This is a genomic window from Rhodococcus sp. NPDC127527, assembly GCF_042672245.1.
Classification (GTDB): domain Bacteria; phylum Actinomycetota; class Actinomycetes; order Mycobacteriales; family Mycobacteriaceae; genus Rhodococcus_G.
The window spans coordinates 1-1,286 of record NZ_JBHXVP010000038.1; the positions used below are offsets into that span (position 1 = coordinate 1).

1 protein-coding gene is annotated in these 1,286 nt (G+C 70.2%); it reads right to left on the bottom strand.

The window, feature by feature from the left end:
* On the bottom strand, positions 1–1,286 hold a 1,286-nt coding region (locus ACFVH2_RS24955; protein ID WP_378475744.1), incomplete at both ends, for an ABC-F family ATP-binding cassette domain-containing protein.

Here is a 1,286-nt window from a genome sequence, read left to right on the forward strand (position 1 = left end):
CGCAGTTCCTGCTCCCCGGTGTCCGGCGCGGCGTGCCGGATGTTCTCCCACACGGTGGCGTCGTCGTCGAGGGTGTCGTGCTCCTGCGCGAAGTACCCGACCTTCAGTCCGTGGCCGGGCACCAGCTCGCCCGTGTCGGCCTTCTCGGTGCCCGCGAGGATCCGCAGCAGGGTGGTCTTGCCGGCGCCGTTGAGGCCGAGCACCACCACCCGACTGCCCCGGTCGATGGCCAGGTCGACACCCGCGAAGATCTCCAGCGACCCGTACATCTTGGTCAGGTTCTTCGCCATCAGCGGGGTCTTGCCGCAGGCCGCGGGTTCCGGGAACCGGATGTGCGCGACCTTGTCGGAGACCCGCACCTCGTCGAGGGCGGCCATCAGCTTGTCGGCCCGCTTGGCCATGTTCTGCGCGGCGGTCGCCTTCGTCGCCTTGGCGCCGAGCTTGGCCGCCTGCACCCGCAGTGCGCTCGCCTTCTTCTCCGCGTTCGCACGTTCGCGGCGGCGCCGCTGCTCGTCGGTCGCGCGGGCGTCGAGGTACTTTTTCCAGTTCATGTTGTAGACGTCGGCCTCGCCGCGGACCGCGTCGAGGAACCACACCCGGTTGACGACGTCGCCGAGCAGTTCCACGTCGTGACTGATCACGATCAGTCCACCCTCGTGGTTCTGCAGGAACCCCCGCAGCCAGGTGATGGAGTCGGCGTCGAGGTGGTTGGTGGGCTCGTCGAGCAGCAGCGTGGTGTCCGAACGGCCACCGGACCCGTCCGAGGCGGCGAACAGGATGCGGGCCAGTTCCACGCGGCGACGCTGACCACCGGACAGGGTGCGCAGCGGCTGCGCGAGGATGCGGTCGGCCAGTCCGAGGCTGTTGCAGATCCGGGCGGCCTCCGACTCGGCGACGTACCCGCCGAGCGCCGAGAACCGGTCCTCGAGGGAACCGTACCGGCGGACCGCCTTGTCCAGCTCGGGGCCGTCGACCAGCTCCGCCATCAGCGTCTGCTGCTTCTCCATGTCCCGCAGGATGGAGTCGAGCCCGCGGGCCGAGAGCACCCGGTCCTTGGCGAGGACGCTGAGGTCGCCCTCCTTGGGGTCCTGCGGGAGGTAACCGAGCTCGCCGGTGCGGATGACGGCACCGGCGTACGGCTCGCCCTCCCCGGCGAGGATCCGCAGGGTGGTGGTCTTCCCGGCACCGTTGCGGCCGACGAGTCCGATGCGGTCACCCGCCTGCACACGCAGGGCTGGACCGGGCGCGGTGAGGAGGGTCCGCACACCGGCACGAACTTCGAGGTC